The 20407-nt window shown below is 49.9% G+C and carries 22 protein-coding genes and 3 tRNA genes; 19 read left to right on the forward strand and 6 right to left on the reverse strand.

The annotated features are described in order from the left end of the window. Window positions 1-10 precede the first annotated feature (10 nt). The gene (locus BJ887_RS04490) at window positions 11-964 is read left to right on the forward strand and encodes a glycosyltransferase (RefSeq protein WP_050737009.1); all 954 of its coding nucleotides are present in this window, start codon (window positions 11-13) and stop codon (window positions 962-964) included. Next, window positions 961-1365, forward strand: a complete 405-nt coding sequence (locus BJ887_RS04495; RefSeq protein ID WP_050737008.1) for a GtrA family protein — start codon at window positions 961-963, stop codon at window positions 1363-1365. Before BJ887_RS04490 ends, BJ887_RS04495 begins: the two co-directional genes overlap by 4 nt. A gap of 247 nt (window positions 1366-1612) precedes the next feature. On the opposite strand, the gene BJ887_RS04500 is transcribed toward BJ887_RS04495, so the two are convergent. Continuing rightward, window positions 1613-2716, reverse strand: coding sequence for an acyltransferase (locus tag BJ887_RS04500; protein WP_121339386.1), 1104 nt, complete (start codon window positions 2714-2716; stop codon window positions 1613-1615). Window positions 2717-2856: 140 nt separating this feature from the next. Here BJ887_RS04500 and BJ887_RS04505 point away from each other — a divergent pair, with 140 nt between their 5' ends. Together BJ887_RS04505 and yedD are read left to right on the forward strand one after the other, a co-directional pair. Next, window positions 2857-3246, forward strand: a complete 390-nt coding sequence (locus tag BJ887_RS04505; protein ID WP_050737006.1) for a S24 family peptidase — start codon at window positions 2857-2859, stop codon at window positions 3244-3246. 230 nt (window positions 3247-3476) lie between these two features. Beyond that, window positions 3477-3890, forward strand: a complete 414-nt coding sequence (gene yedD / locus BJ887_RS04510) for a lipoprotein YedD (RefSeq protein ID WP_020883340.1) — start codon at window positions 3477-3479, stop codon at window positions 3888-3890. 64 nt (window positions 3891-3954) lie between these two features. Here yedD and amyA read toward each other — a convergent pair whose 3' ends face one another. The 4 genes from amyA to fliD are packed head-to-tail and all read right to left on the reverse strand — an operon-like array spanning window position 3955 to window position 7725. After that, window positions 3955-5442: an alpha-amylase gene (amyA, locus tag BJ887_RS04515; protein WP_020883341.1), complete on the reverse strand. Its 1488-nt coding sequence runs from the start codon at window positions 5440-5442 to the stop codon at window positions 3955-3957. Window positions 5443-5494: 52 nt separating this feature from the next. Beyond that, window positions 5495-5869: a flagella biosynthesis regulatory protein FliT gene (gene fliT, locus BJ887_RS04520; RefSeq protein WP_121339388.1), complete on the reverse strand. Its 375-nt coding sequence runs from the start codon at window positions 5867-5869 to the stop codon at window positions 5495-5497. 5 nt (window positions 5870-5874) lie between these two features. Next, window positions 5875-6279 carry a flagellar export chaperone FliS gene (gene fliS, locus BJ887_RS04525; RefSeq protein WP_025912252.1) on the reverse strand — a complete coding sequence of 135 codons (405 nt, stop codon included), beginning with the start codon at window positions 6277-6279 and terminating at the stop codon, window positions 5875-5877. Between the two features lie 21 nt (window positions 6280-6300). Further along, a complete protein-coding gene (gene fliD, locus BJ887_RS04530) occupies window positions 6301-7725 on the reverse strand; it encodes a flagellar filament capping protein FliD (RefSeq protein WP_121339390.1) in 1425 nt (474 codons plus the stop codon). A 401-nt stretch (window positions 7726-8126) separates the two neighbouring features. Here fliD and BJ887_RS04535 point away from each other — a divergent pair, with 401 nt between their 5' ends. The 9 genes from BJ887_RS04535 to sdiA all read left to right on the forward strand — a co-directional run bounded on the left by BJ887_RS04535 (window position 8127) and on the right by sdiA (window position 16037). Continuing rightward, window positions 8127-8951, forward strand: coding sequence for a flagellin (locus BJ887_RS04535; RefSeq protein ID WP_121339392.1), 825 nt, complete (start codon window positions 8127-8129; stop codon window positions 8949-8951). A 62-nt stretch (window positions 8952-9013) separates the two neighbouring features. Beyond that, on the forward strand, window positions 9014-10219 hold the full coding sequence (fliB, locus tag BJ887_RS04540; protein ID WP_121339394.1) for a flagellin lysine-N-methylase: 1206 nt from the start codon (window positions 9014-9016) through the stop codon (window positions 10217-10219). Between the two features lie 129 nt (window positions 10220-10348). Then, window positions 10349-11068 (forward strand): RNA polymerase sigma factor FliA, encoded by a 720-nt coding sequence (locus tag BJ887_RS04545; protein ID WP_014170714.1) that lies wholly within the window; start codon window positions 10349-10351, stop codon window positions 11066-11068. Between the two features lie 54 nt (window positions 11069-11122). Continuing rightward, entirely contained in the window at window positions 11123-11674 is a 552-nt protein-coding gene (gene fliZ / locus BJ887_RS04550; protein ID WP_014170713.1) for a flagella biosynthesis regulatory protein FliZ, read from the forward strand. A gap of 86 nt (window positions 11675-11760) precedes the next feature. Then, a complete protein-coding gene (gene tcyJ, locus BJ887_RS04555) occupies window positions 11761-12561 on the forward strand; it encodes a cystine ABC transporter substrate-binding protein (RefSeq protein WP_020883350.1) in 801 nt (266 codons plus the stop codon). Window positions 12562-12668: 107 nt separating this feature from the next. After that, complete coding sequence (gene dcyD / locus BJ887_RS04560) at window positions 12669-13655, forward strand: D-cysteine desulfhydrase (RefSeq protein ID WP_020883351.1); 987 nt, start codon at window positions 12669-12671, stop codon at window positions 13653-13655. Window positions 13656-13675: 20 nt separating this feature from the next. Further along, a complete protein-coding gene (gene tcyL, locus BJ887_RS04565; RefSeq protein ID WP_014170710.1) occupies window positions 13676-14344 on the forward strand; it encodes a cystine ABC transporter permease in 669 nt (222 codons plus the stop codon). Continuing rightward, on the forward strand, window positions 14341-15093 hold the full coding sequence (gene tcyN, locus BJ887_RS04570) for an L-cystine ABC transporter ATP-binding protein TcyN (protein ID WP_121339396.1): 753 nt from the start codon (window positions 14341-14343) through the stop codon (window positions 15091-15093). Before tcyL ends, tcyN begins: the two co-directional genes overlap by 4 nt. Window positions 15094-15314: 221 nt before the next feature. Then, complete coding sequence (gene sdiA, locus BJ887_RS04575; RefSeq protein WP_014170708.1) at window positions 15315-16037, forward strand: transcriptional regulator SdiA; 723 nt, start codon at window positions 15315-15317, stop codon at window positions 16035-16037. A gap of 66 nt (window positions 16038-16103) precedes the next feature. On the opposite strand, the gene BJ887_RS04580 is transcribed toward sdiA, so the two are convergent. After that, window positions 16104-16328, reverse strand: a complete 225-nt coding sequence (locus tag BJ887_RS04580) for a DUF2594 family protein (RefSeq protein WP_003859644.1) — start codon at window positions 16326-16328, stop codon at window positions 16104-16106. Between the two features lie 466 nt (window positions 16329-16794). Between BJ887_RS04580 and uvrY the strand changes: the two genes are divergently transcribed. From uvrY to BJ887_RS04610, 6 genes are all read left to right on the forward strand, one after another. Beyond that, window positions 16795-17451, forward strand: a complete 657-nt coding sequence (uvrY, locus tag BJ887_RS04585; protein ID WP_013096026.1) for a UvrY/SirA/GacA family response regulator transcription factor — start codon at window positions 16795-16797, stop codon at window positions 17449-17451. After that, a complete protein-coding gene (uvrC, locus tag BJ887_RS04590; protein WP_014170707.1) occupies window positions 17448-19280 on the forward strand; it encodes an excinuclease ABC subunit UvrC in 1833 nt (610 codons plus the stop codon). Before uvrY ends, uvrC begins: the two co-directional genes overlap by 4 nt. A gap of 56 nt (window positions 19281-19336) precedes the next feature. Then, on the forward strand, window positions 19337-19885 hold the full coding sequence (gene pgsA, locus BJ887_RS04595) for a CDP-diacylglycerol--glycerol-3-phosphate 3-phosphatidyltransferase (protein ID WP_014170706.1): 549 nt from the start codon (window positions 19337-19339) through the stop codon (window positions 19883-19885). A gap of 152 nt (window positions 19886-20037) precedes the next feature. Continuing rightward, a tRNA-Gly gene (locus BJ887_RS04600) sits at window positions 20038-20113 on the forward strand. Window positions 20114-20159: 46 nt separating this feature from the next. Continuing rightward, a tRNA-Cys gene (locus tag BJ887_RS04605) sits at window positions 20160-20233 on the forward strand. An 11-nt stretch (window positions 20234-20244) separates the two neighbouring features. Then, a tRNA-Leu gene (locus tag BJ887_RS04610) sits at window positions 20245-20331 on the forward strand. Window positions 20332-20407 lie beyond the last annotated feature (76 nt).

Genomic DNA, 20407 nt, shown 5'->3' on the forward strand with positions numbered 1-20407 from the left:
CGAGGTTTGTATGCATTACCGTGGTCAGCATGTAGCATTAATTGTTCCATGCTATAACGAAGAATCAGCGATAGAGTCTGTTGTTTATGGGTTCAGAGAGGCATTGCCTGAGATCGACATTTATGTGTTCGACAACAATTCAAGCGATCGCACGGCACAAGTTGCAGAGGCTGCAGGAGCAAAGGTTATCTCGGTAAAATTACCAGGGAAAGGAAACGTTGTAAGACGGATGTTCGCAGACGTAGAGGCTGATATCTACGTGATGGTGGATGGTGATGCGACCTATGAGGCAGGAGCAGTTAAATCGCTGGTAGACAAGCTTCTTGACAATCACCTTGATATGGTTGTCGGGTGCAGAAAGACAAAAGAAGAGATTACCGGAGAGGCTTACAGGCGCGGTCACCAGTGGGGCAACTACATGCTCACTCACAGCGTGGTTAAGATATTCGGCGGCAATTTTACTGACATGTTGTCAGGTTATCGCGCATTCACTCGCAGATACGTGAAATCATTTCCGGCTATATCTCGTGGCTTCGAGATAGAAACAGAGCTCACGGTGCATGCTCTTGAACTGCGAATGCCTTATGGTGAAGTGATGACGGAATATGGTGCGCGACCCGAAGGCTCTGTCAGCAAGCTTTCAACATATCGCGATGGATTCCGCATCCTGAAGATGATTGCGCGGCTTTATATCACTGAGCGACCATTTGCCTTCTTCGGTATCTGCGCACTGCTTATGGCTTTGACATCAGTTATTCTCGGATTCCCTCTGCTCACAGAGTACCTTGAAACTGGCCTTGTTCCCAGATTTCCAACCGCAATTTTAGCTGCCTCAATTATGATCGCCGCTGCACTTTCATTTGTCTGCGGGTTAATCCTGGATAACGTTACCAGAGGACGACACGAAATGAAGAGGTTGGTATATCTTGGAATACCACTTCCATTCATGGGCAAAGAAAAATGATGAAGGTTTTAAGAGAGTTATTTTTCTTCGCTATCAGCGGAGGTCTTGGTTTTCTTGTGGATACTGCAGTTCTGTACCTGCTAATAGGAAGCCTAGGGCCTTACATAGCGAGAGGCCTCTCTTTTTTTTCCGCAGTTCTGTTTACATGGATCTTCAACAGGAGCATTACCTTCAAAGGGAAAAGATCAAACATGAAGGCTGGTTCAGAATTCGTGTCTTATCTCTTGCTTATGCTATGCGGTGGTGCTGTTAACTATGGCCTGTACAGTTGGCTTATATCATCGTACGGAATTGTTTTAGAGCATCCAATAATCGGAGTTGCAGCAGGTAGCATTGCCGGGATGTTTGTGAATCTCGCAACATCAAAACTTATTCTTTTCCGCAAGGAAGTGAATGATTAAAATTCATTACACAGCAAGCAATTAGCCCACTTCGGTGGGCTTTTTGCTGTCTCCATATTGCCATTGGAAACGCATTAGGTGGGCAAACAATCATATTTGGCGAGCCAGGAAAACCGAAAGCACGAATATGCTAGTAATCTGGAGCTAAGGAATTTTACGGATAGGAGCGATAAGATTATGTGATGGCGGGTCAGGCCTCAGGATAAAAAGAGGCTCTGACCCAACGTCGGCTACAGACGGAACTGCGCTACAGAGAATGACTGGCTGGTAATGGACGACGGACTGCTTTGATTATTCGCTTTCCAATCATGATGAACGGCTTTTCTAGATATTCATACGTTAACCAGGAAAATGTTACTGAGGCACAGACCATGTATGCAAACCTAGATATTCCGCTAGTTTTTTCATACATAGGAACGTAACTAGGGTAATATATCATCACATAAATCACGATGACGTGTGTTAGATAAAGTGAGTAAGATATATCACCAAGAACCGTCAGGATTCTGCTCTTGCCGATATCATGCGAATGTTCAAAGACCATTAAGCCAACAATGATTGCTAGCCCCCATATGCCATAATTCAACGGTCCGGATCCAATTCTGAAATTACTGAAATAGCAAATAAAAACAAATGAAAGGCAAGTGAATAATATTATCCCGGAATATTTTGATAAATTAACTTTGCTCACAAGTTTATATAATAACATCCCATATATAAACTCAATCAACATTGGTGATGCAAAGAAATTAAGCATTGGGATGCTGGCTCCGTTTAAATGCATGTCTCCTGAAAGAGATATTTCATCGTTGTAAATATTTTGAAGGAGAATTCCCGGCAACAACAGAAGAGTTGAGGTAATCAATACTCTATGATAATGATTAATAGACATTGCAATTACGAATATTATATAAAAATATAGTTCATAAGTGAGCGTCCATGCTGTATATAGTACGTTATAACCAAAGAATGGTCCGTGCATTGAATAGTTAGTATGAATAAGCAGTGCTGATTTTATTAATGATGAAATTTCAATTGGCTTTACGTGATTGACGACTAAATAACATAAAAATAATGATGCTAGAAATACAGGGTAAATGCGAAAAAACCTTCTTAAAATAAAAGACCCAGCAGAAGATCGTTCCTTATCATGCGTTGAGTAAGAGATGATGAAACCGCTTATAATGAAAAAAAGGTCAACTCCTGCCTGCCCGTTGAGTAGCAAGAAGTTGCCTAAATCCTTTATTCCAAACATTCCGTTTAGCATTTGCCTTGCATGAAATCCCACTACCAGCAAAGCGGCGATGCCGCGAAGGTAATGTATTGATTGAATTTTATTGTTGTTCATCATCTGGCCATGGTTAGGAGACTAAATTCATTGCATTAACATGCAGTTAGATAAGCTTACAATAGTAGCACTTTATTAGTGCTTGATCGATACCGTCGAACGGTAATGCTGTATATAAATACAGCAACTATCGGAGGTGCATCATGGTATTCCCGTCGCCGGCAGCAGACTACGTTGAAGAGCGCATATCGCTCGATAAGCGCCTTATCATTCACCCATCAGCTACGTACATGATGGTAGCCGGAACGACATACCTGCGTGCGGGTATCATGAAGGGTGCCATGCTCATCGTCGATTCATCGCTCACACCGAAAGACGGTTCTCTGCTTGTCTGTGCTGTTGATGGTGAGTTCAGGATCATGCGCTACAGGACGCTACTGCATCCATGTCTGGAGAACCCTGAAAATGGAAGGAGGGAGCCGTTACCATCGAAGGATGACACCTCGGATACTTCTCGGCCGGTGTTTGGGGTGATCACCTACAGCATCAACGATGCACGCTCTGGAGAGTTCGACGACTGTCCGGTGATGTGATGGGGCATGCATGGGGCATAAAACAGCACTCGCTCTAAGGTGAACTTAGACGACTGAAATTTTCGACGACTATAACCATCTGTTATTTGGTGCGCTCTTGGACGATCTTTGTCGATTATGAAAAATGTATGCTCATGTGATGGGATGCAGGTTTAAGCCCCTTCGATCTTCGCTGGCAGCCCAAGCGCTTTAATGCCACAATATTTTTTTCTTCGAATGCAGGAAAGATGATGAAAAAAATAGCAATTGCTGGCGCGCTGCTGGCACTGACCGGGTGCGTTCAGGTGGATAACTATCAGGAAGTGATCAAACACCCCGTCCCGGCGCATCTGGCAGGGTACTGGCAGTCAAAAGGGCCGCAGAGCAAAATGGTGAGCCCAGAGGCGATTGCCACGCTGGTGGTGACGGAGGAGGGCGATACGCTGGACTGCCGTCAGTGGCAGCGCGTGATCGCTGTACCGGGTAAAATCATGCTGCGTTCAGACAGTTATTATAACGTCACCCGCAAGCTGGATATTTATCCGCTGGAGCGCGATGGCTCTGTTCTTGAGTATGATGGTATGGAGCTACAGAAGGTCGATCGCCCGACGGTAGAGTGCGCAGATTATCTGAGCAAAAATCCGCTGGAGAGTAAACTTCCGTAGTGCATGTTGCCGGGTGGCAGCTTCGCCTGACCCGGCATTCAATTCACGTCAGATGCTTTTACAACTACAACGCATCCTCAATCACCCACACGCTGACGCTTCCACCTTTGCAGGTAAAGGTGCCTTCGCCATCCGCTGCGGTAGTGACCGTTTCTTCGCGATTGCCGAGAAAATCACGCCACGTTTTGTTGCCGTAGTTTTCACCCAGACAAATCACTTTCTCGCCGTCATCGCCATTCGACATCACCACCACACAGCCAGGATCGTCTTCGGTGCCGCTGCGGCTGAAGGCGATACAGTTTGGGTGATCGAAGAACAGCGTCTGCACGCCGTGGGCAAAACGCTGGCGGGCGAGGATCAGCTCGTGAAGCTGCTCGATGACCGGCATATCAATATGGTAGGTTTCGCCGTCACCGCCCGTATCGTCATAGCTGGCACCGAATAAATCCGGATAAAAGACGCTGGGCACTCCGTTTTCACGCAGCAGGATCAGGGCATAGGCCAGCGGTTTAAACCACGCTTCGACCGGCGCTTCCAGCGCCTGTAAAGGCTGAGTGTCATGGTTGGCAACCAGAGTTACCGCATGGAACGGATCGGCTTCGACCAGGGTGCCGGTAAAGATTTGGCTCATGTCGTATTCCCGACCCTGGCGCGATGCTTCGTGGAATTTCATCTGCAGGGGGGCATCGAACAGCATCGTCTTGCCATCGACCTGGTCAATATAGGCCTGCAGTTTATCCACTTCGTGGGACCAGTATTCCGCCACGATAAACAACGGTTGCGTTGCAACTTCCTGAACGTGTTCAATCCACTCCTTATAAAACCAGGCGGGAATGTGTTTGACGGCGTCCAGACGAAAACCGTCACAGCCAGTTTGTTCCATGACCCAGCGGGCCCAGTATTTGATCTCCTCGGTGACGGCATGGTTGCGAAAATCAATGTTTTCGCCCATCAGGTAATCAAAATTACCCATCTCATCATCAACCTGGTCGTTCCAGCCTTCACCGGTGTAGTCGTTGACGATTTTAAAAATGCCGTCTTCATCGGGGTTTTCAATATGGTCGACGCCGCTGAAGCATTTGTAATCCCAGATAAACTGCGAATATTGCCCGGCACGGGCAGGGAAGGTGTAGCGTGTCCAGGCTTCACACTCAATGATCTCATCGTCGATCTGCGTGCGATCCTGTTCGTTGACGCGCTGAACGCGGACGGGTTCTTTCTCGTCTGCGCCCATTTTGTGGTTAACCACCACGTCAAGGAGGACGGCGATCTCATTACTTTTGAGTGCGTCGATGGCCTCCAGCAGCTGAGCTTTGTCACCGTACTTGGTGGCGACGCTGCCTTTCTGGTCAAACTCACCGAGGTCGAAGAGATCGTAAGTGTCGTATCCGACCGAGTACCCGCCGGATGCGCCTTTACAGGCTGGCGGCAACCAGATCATATTGATGCCGATTTCGTTAAGATTGGGGGCTAACGCCGTGACCTCTCGCCACAATTCACCGCCCGCAGGGTAATACCAGTGAAAACATTGTAACAGGGTGGGGTTTTTCATCGTCCGTGCTCCAGAAGCCGTTTGGCAGACTTCTGGAGTATGGATGAAGAAATCATAATTGTGAGTCGCGGGTTAAATTTTCTGGGTAAAGAATATTTCCTGACAGCTTTCCATAGGTAGAGGTAATGGATTGCTGTTTACCAGTTTGACCAATGAGGTTGCGCAACTCTTCCATGCGAGCTGCGAGCAGGGTTTTTAGTTCATTCTCATTCGCAAGGATCATTTCCAAAAGCGCACGCGCATGCTCAACCTGAACTGGGGGGCATGACATAATGGGAGTTCGCGAGATACTTTCCACCAGTTGTATGTAATGCATTTCCTGCTCGATAAGCGCATCCCATTGACCTGAGTGTGCGAGATTGAGCATAGCAAGGCTTTGAGCATGTAAAGCCTGCCAGTGACTAAGCGCTGCGCTGGGATTATTCATCAAATTTATCCTGAAATAGAGGACGCATTGGGGCCAATTTGCTTCCACGCATCCGCAATGTTGTTTAATAAACCCTCGACTTCAACAATTGCGTCTACGTCGTTACTGACATTCGCCAGCAATAAACGTCGAACCATATATTCGTACAAGGAGGCAAGATTACCGGACAACTCACTCTCAACCTCCATGTTCAGTCCTGCTTTTAAGCCGTTGTCGATAATGTTGATGGCTTTGGACAAGGCTTCACCTTTTTCACGAATTTGTCCGGCTTCCAGGAACAGGCGTGCGCGGACAAGGGCGCTATGCGCCCCGTCAAACAACATGACAATCAGCTGGTGTGGACTGGCATTCATTACTGCGCTTTCTACCCCTATCTGCTGATAGGACTGAACACCAGAGGTGTTATACATATCCACTCCTCAATACGACGTCTATTTCTGTGAGAACTGTTGGGTCAGGTAGTTGGCTGTATTGGTCATTTTAGTGACTAATACGTCCAGACTGGTGAATTGCGTTTTGTAACGTGCCATAGTTGCATCAATAGAGGCTTCCATCGCATCGTAACGTTCACCCAGGGTTTTCAGCGTTTTGTTAATACCGTCTTTCGCGTTCTGGATCACACCTGCGCTGCCGGTGCTGGTGCTGAGCATGGTATCCAGCGTTTTACTCATCTGAGTCGCCATGCCGGTAGTTTTCCCGTCACCGATAAAGTACTGCTGTACGGCTGTAGGGTTGTCGGTCAGTGCTTTTTTCAGTTTATCGGTATCCACCTTCAGGTTACCGATAGTACCGTCAGAGCCTTTCACCGGATCCTGGGTAATCCCCAACTGAGCCATGATCTGAACCGAACCGGCCTGGACTTCGGTCAGCAGACCGCGCAGCTGAGACTGAATCCCGCGCACGTTCGCATCCCCGACCAGTGCACCGTTGCTGGTTGACTGGCCGCCTGCACCTGCATCGACCGGAACATATTTGGTCAGGCTGTTAATGGTGGACTGCAGCGAGTTGTATGCGGTGACCCAGTCCGTCACGGCTTTCTGGTTCGAATCCGTTGCGCGCGTCACTTCCAGCATTTCATCTGCTTTGCTTTCTGCCTTGAGGGTGAAGGTCATTCCCGGCAGGGCATCGGAGATGGTATTCGATTGACGCTCAATCTTGATGTCGTTCACCACCACAATGGCGTTCTGCGCTGCGGTGTTCACCGCCAGCGCGCCGGTTTTGGTGGTTGAGTCGTAGCCGATGGCGTTTTGCAGTTTGTCATCACCAGTGACGCTAATGGTCATCTCGCCATCCATACCGGTGGTTTTCGATGACAGCATTAGGCGGTAATCGCCTTCTTTAGCCTTGATAACACTGGCGGTGACGTTGCCGTTCGCTTTATTGATCGCGCTTGCGATCCCGGCCAGCGACGTATCACCATCGGCCAGGTTTACCTCTAAAGGTGTTTTGGTACCCGGCTGGGTAATCGTAATTTTACGCGTCGTGCCGGTCGTATCGCCGAGCAACTCCGTGTTAGTGGTATAGGAGCCCGTTGTGAGCGCCTGTGCTTTTGCAACCTGGTTGACGTTTACCACATAAGAGCCGACAGAAGCATCCGCTGAAGTGGTTGCCGTGAACGCCGTGTTGGTGCTGCTCACGGAGGTTGAGTTCCATGTCGTCGCTTTACCCAGCGCAGCGGTCGCAGTCTGCAGCGAGGTCATGGCACTCTGCAGCTTGCCGTACGCGCTTAACTGTGCGTTATACGTTGATTGCTGGGTCGTAATCGTTGTCAGCTTGGTTCTTTCTGCTGCGTCCAACTGATTATATAAATCCCCGAGTCCTGCAGAACCTATCCCGAGGTTACTGATAGTAGCCATGCATATTTTCCTTAAAATACGAAAGTAGTTCAGGACTCTTATCGGCCTCTTAACGTAAAAGTTTACGATGGTGAGAAAAAAATAATCCAAAGAATAGAAATGTCCAGGCGCGGTAAATGAAACGATTGCACTTTGGGATAATTATCAGTGCGCCAATAACACAGATAAGAGTGTGCCTTTTTTGCCATCATCGAGCGGACTAAATACCCGTTAAAAATAACCTTATGAGGAACTTTAATTGATTTTTTAAAAATAAAATTATTTACAATCAATTAGTTATATTTTTTTCAAAATTGATTCTAAAGTCTTTTCGGGACCCGTCGATAACCTTGTTGACGGTGAGAGACGCTGTGAGTGTTAGGCACCGGACCTAAAACCCAATTTTTGAAGGAAAGAAAATTATGGCAGTTATCAATACTAACCTGTTGTCCCTGACTACTCAGAACAACCTGAACAAATCTCAGTCTTCTCTGGGCACTGCTATTGAGCGTCTGTCTTCAGGTCTGCGTATCAACAGCGCCAAAGACGATGCTGCTGGCCAGGCGATTGCAAACCGCATGACTTCTCAGATCAAAGGTATGAACCAGGCAGCACGTAACGCCAACGACGGTATCTCCATGGCGCAGACTGCTGAAGGTTCTCTGAACGAAATCAACAACAACCTGCAGCGCGTTCGTGAACTGGCTGTTCAGGCAAGCAACGGCACCAACAGCACCTCTGACCTGGCTTCTCTGCAGGATGAAGTTACCGCTCGTCTGGCTGAAATCAACCGCGTTGCGGGCAAGACTGACTTCAACGGCATCAAACTGCTGGACGGTTCTGCGGGTACAGCTGGTGTGGTTAAAATTCAGGTTGGCGTTAACGACGGCGACACCATCGATCTGGACCTGAGCGGTGCTAAAGCTGACACCACCACCCTGGGCGTGAACGCTATCGACCTGAAAAGCGTACAACCTACCGACCTGGCAACTATCGACGCAGCTATCGCTAAAGTTGATAAAGCACGTTCAGGCCTGGGTGCTGTGCAGAACCGCTTCACTTCTGCAATCAACAACCTGAACAACACCTCTAACAACCTGTCTGCTGCTCAGTCCCGTATCCAGGACGCTGACTACGCAACTGAAGTTTCCAACATGTCCCGCGCGCAGATCCTGCAGCAGGCTGGTACTTCTGTTCTGTCTCAGGCAAACCAGGTTCCACAGACTGTTCTGTCTCTGCTGCGTTAATTTTACGCACGAAACCCCGCTTCGGCGGGGTTTTTTTATCTCTGCTATTTGAGAATCCGCCTGTGAAACAAATCAGTGTCACTCAACCAAAGCTGGTCGCAGATTTTTCATGTGTCGGTGGGGAATGCCGTGAACATTGTTGTCAGGGCTGGACCATCGCGTTTGATAAATCCTCAGTTAATCGCTACCTGAACAGTAAAAATGCCGCCATTCGTCAGACGGCGAGAACGGCGATAAAAGTCACCAAAAAGCAGTATGGCAACTGGGGCGAAGTGATTTTCCATACGGAAAGTAAAAACTGCCCGTTTATGGATACGGAAAAACTCTGTTCAATTCATAGCGCCATGGGCGCCCAGGCCTTAAGCCCAACCTGTTCGTCGTTCCCGCGGACAAATCGGGTCTATAAAAATGAAATCGAAAAATCGCTGAATCTCTCGTGTCCGGAAGTTACCCGACTTCTGTTAAACGATCGGGAGTCTATGTCGATGATGGAATCTGTCATTGTTCAGCAGGACGTCAATATTGCGCCGATGATCGATTTGAAGGCCAAGGTCATCAATCTCTTCTGCCAGAATATATTCAGCGTTGAAGGTGCCAGCGTTGAAGAACAGGTTTACGCCGTGGTGAAGTTCCTCATGGTGGTTGAAAAGCTCGATAATCTCGAGGAGAATATCGGCATGCTCGAAACGGTCTATTTCTCGCTGGTTAACGAACTGGTGAGCGGTAAAATAAAAACGGAGTTAGGCGGATTTAATCAGAACTACAGCCTGAAATTCGCGTTAATTTCGCTCATCCAGAGCTACTTTACCAAGAAAGCGACAGCCCGCGGCGGTGCAGTATTAAATCGTTATTTTACCCAGCTATACCAACAATTTGAGCCTGCGGGTGACACCGTTCCGGCAGAGAAGGTCATGGAGAACATCGAGTCCGTCTGGCGCGATGTGGCGGGCAGTTACCTGGCGACCAATGACCATTTATTTAAGAATTTTTTTAAATACAAACTATGGGAGCAGGGCTTCCCACAGAACAATGGCCGCAGCATGTTGAATAACCTTTATTTAATCGTTGCGGAGTTCTATTTCCTTAAAACATTACTTGCCGGTCAGGCTCTCGTGGCGGGAAAAATTGAACAAGATAATATCGTTGATGTTATTTACAGCTTCCACTCCCTTAGCCAGCATAATCAGGAAGCGGGAAAGCTCTTTCATCAACATATAGATAGCGTCAAACTGGGCGACGATCTTTCATTGCTACAACTGCTCATTTAGCCAGAAAAGTTGACCCGGTTGTGGGCAACCTCAGAATAACCTCACTTTATCCCCCTTTTTCATCCAATTGAACGCCCTGCAGAATCGGATAATCATGCCGATAACTCAACTAACGCAGGGCTGTTTATCGTGAATTCACTCTATACCGCTGAAGGTGTAATGGATAAACACTCGCTGTGGCAGCGTTATGTCCCACTGGTGCGTCACGAAGCATTGCGCCTCCAGGTGCGTTTGCCGGCGAGCGTGGAACTTGACGATCTGCTACAGGCGGGCGGTATCGGGTTATTGAATGCAGTTGACCGATACGACGCTCTGCAAGGAACGGCATTTACGACTTACGCAGTTCAGCGTATTCGTGGTGCGATGCTGGATGAGCTGCGCAGCCGCGACTGGGTGCCGCGCAGTGTTCGCCGCAACGCGCGCGAAGTGGCGCATGCGATGGGGCAGCTGGAACAGGAACTGGGACGTAACGCAACGGAAACAGAAGTGGCGGAACGTCTTGGCATTGCTGTTGAAGAGTATCGTCAGATGTTGCTCGATACCAATAATAGCCAACTCTTCTCTTATGACGAGTGGCGAGAAGAGCATGGCGATAGCATCGAGCTGGTGACGGATGAGCATCAGCAAGAAAACCCGTTACACCATTTAATGGAAGGTAATTTACGCCAGCGCGTAATGGAAGCGATTGAGGCTTTACCTGAGCGCGAACAGCTGGTGTTGACCCTCTATTATCAGGAAGAGCTTAATCTCAAAGAGATTGGCGCTGTTCTGGAAGTGGGGGAGTCTCGGGTGAGCCAGTTGCACAGCCAGGCCATTAAACGTTTACGCACAAAGCTGGGTAAGTTATAGGTGATTGATTCACCTGAAAAATGCCGCACAACGTATTGACAACCAGGAGTTATCATGACGGTGCAGCAATCTAAAAGACGGCCTTTAAGCCGCTACCTGAAAGACTTTAAACACAGCCAGACGCATTGCGCCCACTGTAACAAGTTACTCGATCGTATCACGCTGGTTCGTCGAGGCGAAATCGTTAATAAGATCGCGATTTCACGCCTCGACACGTTGATGGATGAAGCAGCATGGCTCGAAGAACAAAAAGAGTGGGTGGCGCTTTGCCGTTTCTGCGGTGATCTCCACTGCAAAGAGCAAAGCGACTTCTTCGACATTATCGGCTTCAAACAATTCCTGTTTGAACAAACGGAGATGAGCCACGGAACCGTACGCGAATATGTCGTCCGCCTGCGCCGTCTCGGACAACATCTCACCGTGAACAACATCTCCCGCGATCTGCTGAAGACCGGCTATCTGGATGAGAATCTTGAGCCGTGGCTGCCTGCGACCAGCACCAACAACTACCGCATTGCGCTGCGCAAGTATGCACAATATAAGGTACAAATGCCGGGTGTCATAAAGCAGAAAGCCCACGCTGGAACAACTTCTGATATATATTAAAAAAGAATAAGATGTAGCGCAGTCGCCTTTGACCTTGCAGGTGATTTCTCTACACTACTCAAAAATTCCACTATATCGGGGTATTTATGAAATTAGCACTTCTGGGTCGTCAGGCGCTGATGGGTGTAATGGCAGTCGCGCTGGTCGCGGGTATGAGCGTGAAAACGTTCGCCGCAGAAAATCTGCTGAATAAAGTGAAAGAGCGCGGTACGCTGCTGGTCGGGCTGGAAGGAACCTATCCTCCGTTCAGCTTCCAGGGCGATGACGGTAAACTCACCGGTTTTGAAGTGGAATTTGCACAGGAACTGGCGAAACACCTTGGCGTGAAAGCCTCCATCAAACCGACCAAATGGGACGGTATGCTGGCATCGCTGGATTCCAAACGTATTGATGTGGTGATTAACCAGGTGACCATTTCTGACGAGCGTAAGAAGAAGTATGACTTCTCCACGCCGTACACCGTGTCCGGTATCCAGGCGCTGGTGAAGAAAGGTAACGAAGGCACCATCAAAACGGCCGCTGACCTGAAAGGCAAAAAAGTCGGTGTCGGTCTGGGGACCAACTATGAAGAGTGGCTGCGCCAGAACGTTCAGGGTGTGGATATCCGCACTTACGATGATGACCCGACAAAATACCAGGATCTCCGCGTAGGTCGTATTGATGCGATTCTGGTTGACCGTCTGGCCGCGCTGGATCTGGTGAAGAAAACCAACAATACCCTGGCGGTAGCCGGTGATGCGTTCTCTCGTCAGGAATCCGGTGTAGCCGTTCGTAAAGGCAACGACGACCTGGTTAAAGCGATTGACTCCGCGATTGCTGACATGCAAAAAGACGGCAGCCTGAAAGCCCTTTCAGAGAAGTGGTTCGGGGCAGACGTCACGAAATAAGTCTTTGACGTTAAAAAAAGGCGCTTTTAAAAGCGCCTTTTTTATTTCTTACGCGTCTGCGTGCATAATGAAAAATATCACATTGAGTCAGTGTTACCGGAGAACCCATGTCACTACAGAATTTAACGCGCTTTCCCCGCCTGGAGTTTATCGGCGCGCCGACTCCGCTGGAGTATCTGCCGCGATTTTCTGACTATTTAGGACGCGATATTTTTATTAAGCGCGATGACGTTACGCCGATGGCGATGGGGGGCAATAAGCTGCGTAAGCTGGAGTTTCTGGCCGCTGACGCCCTGCGTGAAGGCGCGGATACGCTCATTACCGCAGGTGCCATTCAGTCTAACCATGTCCGCCAGACCGCCGCGGTGGCCGCAAAGCTGGGTCTCCACTGTGTGGCATTGCTGGAAAACCCAATTGGAACGCACGCAGAAAACTATCTGACTAACGGCAACCGTCTGCTGCTGGATCTGTTTAACGTACAAGTCGAAATGGTCGAGGCATTAACCGACCCGACCGCACAACTTGATGAACTGGCGACGCGTCTGGAAGCGCAGGGTTTTCGTCCCTACGTTATTCCTGTCGGCGGCTCGAATGCGCTGGGCGCGCTGGGGTATGTGGAAAGTGCGCTGGAGATTGCCCAGCAATGCGAGGGAGCGGTCAGCCTCTCTTCTGTCGTTGTTGCTTCCGGCAGTGCAGGTACCCACGCAGGGCTGGCGGTAGGTCTGGAGCAATTATTACCCGATGTCGAGCTTATTGGCGTGACGGTATCGCGTAGCGTCGCGGACCAGAAGCCGAAAGTGGTCACCTTACAGCAGGCGGTGGCAGAGCAACTGGCGTTGAAGGCAACGGCTGATATCCAGCTCTGGGACGACTATTTTGCACCAGGCTACGGCACGCCTAATGAAGAGGGGATGGACGCGGTGAAATTGCTGGCGCGCCTCGAGGGTATACTGCTTGATCCCGTGTATACGGGCAAAGCGATGGCCGGTCTTATCGATGGCATTGAACAGAAGCGCTTTAAGGATGAAGGGCCGATTTTGTTTGTTCACACCGGCGGGGCACCTGCGCTGTTTGCCTACCATCCTCATGTCTAAAATCAGGTCGAAAAATAATAATGCAAGAAAGTATTCAACTGGTTATTGATTCCCTGCCGTACCTGCTTAAAGGTGCGGTATTTACGTTACAGCTCAGTATTGGCGGGATGTTCTTCGGTCTGGTACTCGGGTTTGTGCTGGCCTTAATGCGTATGTCACCCGTCTTACCAGTACGCTGGGTGGCGCGTTTTTATATCTCTGTGTTTCGCGGCACGCCGCTTATCGCGCAGCTCTTTATGATCTACTACGGTTTACCGCAGTTTGGTATTGAGCTGGATCCGATCCCGGCGGCGATGATTGGTTTGTCGCTCAATACGGCGGCATACACCTCTGAAACGCTGCGTGCGGCAATCTCGTCCATTGATAAAGGGCAGTGGGAAGCGGCGGCCAGTATCGGTATGACGCCCTGGCAAACGCTGCGCAGAGCCATTCTGCCTCAGGCGGCGCGTGTGGCGCTTCCGCCACTCAGCAACAGCTTTATCAGCCTGGTGAAAGACACGTCGCTGGCGGCCACCATTCAGGTACCGGAACTGTTCCGTCAGGCGCAGCTTATTACCTCGCGCACCCTGGAAGTGTTCACCATGTATCTGGCGGCCTCGCTGATTTACTGGGTAATGGCGACGGTGTTATCCGCCTTGCAAAACTATTTCGAAAACCAGCTTAACCGCCAGGAGCGTGATCCAAAATGAGTGCTATCGACGTTAAAAACCTGGTGAAAAAATTCCACGGTCAAACGGTGCTCCACGGGATTGATCTGGAGGTTGAGCAGGGCGAAGTGGTCGCCATTATCGGCCCGAGTGGTTCCGGGAAAACAACGCTGCTGCGCAGCATCAACCTGCTTGAACAGCCTGAAGACGGCACGATTCGGGTGGGGAATATTACGATTGATACCGGCAAATCCATCAGCCAGCAAAAAGGTCTGATTCGCCAGTTGCGCCAGCATGTGGGCTTTGTTTTCCAGAACTTCAATCTCTTCCCACACCGGACGGTGCTGGAGAACATCATTGAAGGCCCGGTCATTGTAAAAGGGGAAGCCAAAGAGGACGCGACGGTTCGCGCGCGCGAGTTGCTCGCAAAAGTCGGGCTGGCCGGTAAAGAAACCAGCTACCCGCGCCGCCTGTCAGGTGGTCAGCAGCAGCGTGTGGCGATTGCCCGCGCGCTGGCGATGCGCCCGGATGTGATCCTCTTTGATGAACCGACCTCTGCGCTCGACCCTGAGCTGGTGGGCGAGGTGCTGAACACCATACGCCAGCTGGCACAGGAGAAACGCACAATGGTTATCGTTACCCACGAGATGAGCTTCGCTCGTGACGTGGCGGACCGCGCCATTTTCATGGATCAGGGAAGGATCGTGGAGCAGGGGCCGGCAAAACACTTATTTGCCAACCCACAGCAGCCGCGAACCCGTCAGTTCCTTGAAAAATTCCTTATGCAGTAGAATTTTTGCACTAATTTGCTCCAGAAAATTCATCTGGGGCAAATTATTCTCCCCCTGCGCACGACACCGTGTTTTTTTATTCCGCTCAGGCCCAATAAACCTTATCAAACGTAAAGTTAATTGTGCTGTTGCCGATATTTTGTAGTTAGAAATAAGTTTTATGTGTTAGGTTATATTCACCATAATAATGAATATCATTTCAGAGGCTTCATTTAGTAAGTATGAAGGATTCAGACTTTTTCACCTGGCGACGGGAATGCTCCCTCCGGTTTCAGAAATTGACCTGTGCCGACGAGGTATATCAGGAACTTCAGCGACAAACTCAGGCGCTAGAATTCGATTATTACGCACTCTGCGTACGCCATCCCGTGCCTTTTACGCGGCCTAAGATTTCTGTGCATACCACTTATCCGCCACAGTGGCAGGCGCAATATCAGTCGAAGAATTATTTCGCCATTGACCCGGTGTTAAAACCGGAGAATTTCATCCAGGGGCATTTGCCCTGGACTGACGAATTATTCGCGGATGCTGAGGAATTATGGCATAGCGCACGGGAGCACGGCTTACGTACAGGAATAACGCAGTGTCTGATGCTGCCGAATCATGCTCTCGGTTTTCTGTCGGTTTCTCGTACTAGCATGCTGGAGAGCCCGTTAGACCACGAGGAAATAGAGCTGCGGTTACAACTGCTGGTGCAAGTGGCCTTAACATCGTTGATTCGATTTGAAGATGAGATGGTGATGCCGCCTGAGATGAAATTCAGCAAACGTGAACGGGAAATTCTTAAATGGACCGCGGAAGGGAAGACGTCGGCGGAAATTGCGATCATTCTCTCCATCTCAGAGAATACGGTTAACTTTCATCAGAAGAATATGCAGAAAAAATTCAATGCGCCTAACAAGACGCAGATCGCATGTTACGCGGCGGCGACCGGGCTTATTTGAGTAGAGAGTACGTTCTGCGTGTCAGACGAGGCAACGGCTGAATGCACCGCATCCAGCCGTTTTTTATTACTGGCGGTAGGCTTGTTTAATTTGCTTAACGGTGTTGGCAAATACCGCGGATTCCGCCTGGTCTTCCATCTGCGCGATTTGTTTTTCCATTTTAATGATCACACGACCGGCGTCAGCCTGGCCCATCGCCTGTAGCATCAGCGTTAGCAGCGATTTCAGGCAGTTTACTTCCTGTGCCAGTTCCTGGTTATTCTCCGCAGTGGCAAATTCAGGTGTGCTCATTTATTTTCCTCATTATAAAACGGCGCTCGTGCGCGACGATGAAAGTCAAGGCGGCGGAGTATACCACAAGGCGCAGCAAAAAATGCAGCGGTTGTTTTTCGTACTTTTACACTGGATGTTTATTTGCGTAAACAACGCGTGCCGCTAAACTGTGCGGCGTTAATAGCGACGAATTGTTTATACCCGGTTCGCTTGTCGTTAATTATTGTTACAAAAATTTAAGAACTGTTTTTTTACGGACTCAGGTGACAGGTTTTTTGTAACTTTTTGAATACAGATGCTTAAAAAAAGCTGCACAAGCCCTGGTGGCGCGGGCTCTCTTTCCACGTTCTGTACAGCCTAATTTCCAAAAACGAGAGCGAAATCGAATAGCCGATTTTTTAACGTTTTAATCTTGTGAGGAAAACCGTTAATATAAACCAAATTATCACTCAGTAGCGTTATCCCTATTCTGGAGACATTTCCTTTGATCAACGTCCTTCTTGTTGATGACCACGAACTGGTGCGCGCAGGGATACGACGCATTCTTGAAGATATAAAAGGTATTAAAGTTGCTGGTGAGGCTTGTTGCGGCGAAGATGCCGTAAAATGGTGCCGCACTAATTCGGCCGATGTGGTGTTGATGGATATGAACATGCCCGGTATCGGTGGTCTTGAAGCAACCCGCAAAATCGCGCGTACCTTTGTTGATACAAAAGTCATCATGCTGACCGTGCATACTGAAAACCCGCTGCCTGCAAAAGTGATGCAGGCGGGCGCTGCCGGTTACCTGAGTAAAGGTGCCGCGCCGCAGGAAGTTGTCAATGCTATCCGTTCCGTTTTTGCCGGTCAGCGTTACATTGCTTCCGACATTGCTCAGCAGATGGCCCTGAGTCAGATCGAACCCGAGAAAACGGAATCGCCGTTTGCCAGTTTGTCCGAGCGTGAACTACAGATTATGCTGATGATCACCAAAGGTCAGAAGGTAAATGAGATTTCGGAACAGCTGAATCTTAGCCCGAAAACGGTGAACAGCTATCGTTATCGCATGTTCAGCAAACTGAACATTCATGGTGATGTTGAACTGACTCATCTGGCCATCCGGCATGGTTTATGTAATGCGGAGACGTTGTTAAGTCAGTGAGTGATGTGTTCGATTCAAAAGCATTTCTGAAAACCGTAACCAGCCAGCCTGGCGTCTATCGTATGTATGACGCTGGCGGTACGGTTATCTACGTGGGGAAAGCGAAAGATCTCAAAAAGCGCCTCTCCAGCTATTTTCGCAGTAACCTTGCCTCCCGCAAGACCGAAGCACTGGTCGCACTCATACAGAATATTGATGTTACCGTCACGCATACCGAGACGGAGGCGCTGCTGCTTGAGCATAACTATATTAAGCTCTATCAGCCGCGCTACAACGTGCTGTTACGCGATGATAAATCCTATCCGTTCATCTTCCTGAGTGGCGATACGCACCCCCGGCTTGCTATGCACCGCGGTGCAAAACATGCCAAGGGTGAATATTTCGGCCCGTTTCCCAACGGCTATGCCGTACGTGAGACGCTGGCGCTGCTGCAAAAAATCTTCCCTGTTCGCCAGTGTGAAAACAGTGTCTATCGCAATCGCTCGCGCCCGTGTCTGCAGTACCAGATTGGCCGCTGTCTGGGGCCATGCGTTGCCGGGCTGGTGAGTGAAGACGAGTATGCGCAGCAGGTCGAGTATGTGCGCCTGTTTTTAGCCGGGAAAGACGATCAGGTATTAACGCAGCTGATCGCCCGGATGGAGAAAGCCAGTGCAGCGCTGGAGTTCGAAGAGGCCGCGCGGATCCGCGACCAAATCCAGGCGGTGCGCAGAGTCACTGAGAAACAGTTTGTCTCGAACACCGGTGACGATCTCGACGTGATCGGCGTTGCCTTTGACGCCGGCATGGCCTGCGTGCATGTGCTGTTTATTCGTCAGGGTAAAGTGCTCGGGAGCCGCAGCTATTTCCCGAAAGTGCCGGGGGGGACGGAGCTGGGTGAGGTGGTTGAAACCTTCGTCGGCCAGTTCTATCTGCAGGGGAGTCAGATGCGCACGCTGCCATCGGAGATCCTGCTTGATTTCAATCTCGACGATAAAACGCTTTTGGCGGATTCGCTGTCAGAACTGGCTGGTCGTCGGGTTAACGTGCAGACCAAACCGCGCGGTGACCGCGCGCGTTACCTGAAGCTTGCCCGGACCAATGCGGCGACGGCGCTTACTACAAAACTGTCCCAGCAATCGACGGTCCACCAGCGTTTAACGGCACTGGCTACGCTTCTGAAGCTGCCGGAGGTTAAACGGATGGAGTGCTTCGACATCAGCCACACGATGGGCGAGCAGACCGTGGCCTCCTGCGTGGTGTTTGATGCTAACGGCCCGCTGCGCGCGGAATATCGTCGCTATAACATCACCGGGATCACGCCGGGCGATGACTATGCCGCCATGAACCAGGTGCTGCGCCGTCGCTACGGTAAAGCCATCGAAGAGAGCAAAATCCCGGATGTGATACTGATTGACGGCGGGAAAGGGCAGCTCGGGCAGGCGAAAGCGGTCTTTGACTCACTTGATGTGAGCTGGGATAAAAACCATCCGTTGCTGCTGGGTGTGGCAAAAGGGGCCGATCGTAAAGCCGGTCTGGAGACGCTCTTCTTCGAACCGGAAGGGGAGGGCTTCAGTCTGCCGCCGGATTCTCCGGCACTGCATGTTATCCAGCATATCCGCGATGAGTCACACGATCACGCCATCAGCGGGCACCGGAAAAAACGGGCGAAGGTAAAAAACACCAGTACGCTTGAGACCATCGAAGGCGTCGGGCCAAAACGCAGGCAGATGTTGCTTAAATATATGGGCGGATTGCAAGGATTACTCAATGCCAGCATGGAGGAAATTGCAAAAGTGCCGGGTATTTCGCAAGCGCTGGCAGAAAAGATCTACTACTCGTTGAAACATTGAGGGCTCTGTAGCAACATAGAGCTAAATTTTACTGACAACAAACAGTTACCGTCATTATGCAATTTAATATCCCTACGTTGCTCACTCTTTTTCGCGTTGTGCTTATCCCGTTCTTTGTACTGGCATTTTACCTGCCAGTCGTCTGGGCCCCTTTTGCCTGTGCACTGATTTTCCTGGTGGCTGCGGTTACGGACTGGTTTGATGGTTATCTGGCACGCCGCTGGAACCAAAGCACCCGCTTCGGTGCCTTCCTCGACCCGGTCGCCGATAAGGTCATGGTCGCTATCGCGATGGTGCTGGTGGCTGAGCACTACCACACGTGGTGGGTAACGCTGCCTGCAGCAACCATGATTGGCCGTGAGATCATCATCTCTGCGCTGCGTGAGTGGATGGCGGAGCTGGGTAAGCGCAGCAGCGTCGCGGTGTCGTGGATTGGTAAAGTGAAAACCACCGCGCAGATGGCCTCGCTGGTCTGGATGCTCTGGCGTCCAAACGCCTGGGTTGAGTGGGCTGGGATTGGGCTGCTGTGGGTTGCTGCGGTACTGACGCTGTGGTCTATGCTGCAATATTTAAACGCTGCCCGTGGCGATTTGCTTGATCAGTGATCGTTTCGACGTAATTTTCAGCAAACGATCCGGGGATGCAAAAAATAACGTTGACTCATACCGTCATATCAGTAGAATGCAACGCATCGAACGGCGGCACAGCTAGCCGGACGATAATGAAATCAAGTGGTTAGAAGTTAACTTGATGGCATGCGGGAATAGCTCAGTTGGTAGAGCACGACCTTGCCAAGGTCGGGGTCGCGAGTTCGAGTCTCGTTTCCCGCTCCAGATTAAAGACATGCGCAATAGCGGGTGTCGCGTAAAAAAGTTTTACGGCGCGTTAGCAAAGCGGTTATGTAGCGGATTGCAAATCCGTCTAGTCCGGTTCGACTCCGGAACGCGCCTCCACTTTCTTCCCTGGCCGGATGGTGGAATCGGTAGACACAAGGGATTTAAAATCCCTCGGCGTTCGCGCTGTGTGGGTTCAAGTCCCACTCCGGCTACCATGGGAAAAAGCAGAATAATCAAAGCAATAAGCAGTGTCGTGAAACCACCGAAAGGTGGTTTTTTTGTGCCTGTTTT

It is taken from the genome of Enterobacter sp. WPR_3_1, assembly GCF_003635055.1.
Taxonomy (GTDB): domain Bacteria; phylum Pseudomonadota; class Gammaproteobacteria; order Enterobacterales; family Enterobacteriaceae; genus Enterobacter; species Enterobacter ludwigii.